Below are 836 nucleotides of genomic sequence, written 5' to 3' on the forward strand. Positions count from 1 at the left end.
GCTTATGCCTGTCGTTGTCCCAAAACCGCCAGATGCTCCTGGACGACAGGCATTTACCGATCCTCGAACCCGGTCAGCACGCCGACCGCGTTGATGCCGATCTCCTCGACGGCATAGCCGCCTTCCATGACGAACAGCGTCGGCAGGCCGAGCCTGGCGATGCGGCGGCCGATCTTGGGATAATCAGACGTCTTCAGCTTGAACTGGCTGATCGGGTCCTTCTCGAACGTATCGACACCCAGCGAGACGATGACGACATCCGGTGCATAAGCGGCGAGCCTGCCGCAGGCATCCTCGAGCGAGGCGTTCCATGCATCCCAGTCGGTGCCGAAGGGCATCGGATAATTGATGTTGAAGCCTTCGCCGGCACCCGCGCCGCGTTCGTCGGCATGGCCGAGGAAGAACGGGTACTCGACCATCGGATCGCCATGCAGATTGAGCACCTGGACGTCGGCACGGTCGTAGAAGATCTCCTGCGTACCGTTGCCGTGATGGTAGTCGACATCGAGGATCGAGATGCGTTTGGCGCCGTGGTCGCGGAACCATTGCGCGGCGACAGCGGCGTTGTTGATGTAGCAATAGCCGCCCATGAAGCCAGCCCCGGCATGGTGGCCGGGCGGACGGCAGAGCGCGAAGGCGGAAGCCTCGCCATCCTTGAGCAGGCCGGCGGCGGTCAGCGCTACGTCGTAGGAAGACTTGATCGCGGCCCACGTGCCTTCGACGAAAGTGGCGCCGGCATCGAAGGAATAATAGCCGAGCAGCGCGTCGACGCGCTTTGGCGGCACGTCGCCGCGCAGGCCGCGCGTCGGCCATGTGAAGGGCATCGCCGCTGTCTC

1 protein-coding gene is annotated in these 836 nt (G+C 63.6%); it reads right to left on the bottom strand.

Features of this window, described 5'->3' with window-relative positions; translation table 11 throughout:
- Positions 1–53: 53 nt before the first annotated feature.
- On the bottom strand, positions 54–836 hold a 783-nt coding region (locus EN884_RS37410), incomplete at its 5' end, for a histone deacetylase family protein (protein WP_164895487.1).

Source organism: Mesorhizobium sp. M7A.F.Ca.AU.001.01.1.1 (assembly GCF_004022735.1).
Classification (GTDB): Bacteria; Pseudomonadota; Alphaproteobacteria; order Rhizobiales; family Rhizobiaceae; genus Mesorhizobium; species Mesorhizobium ciceri.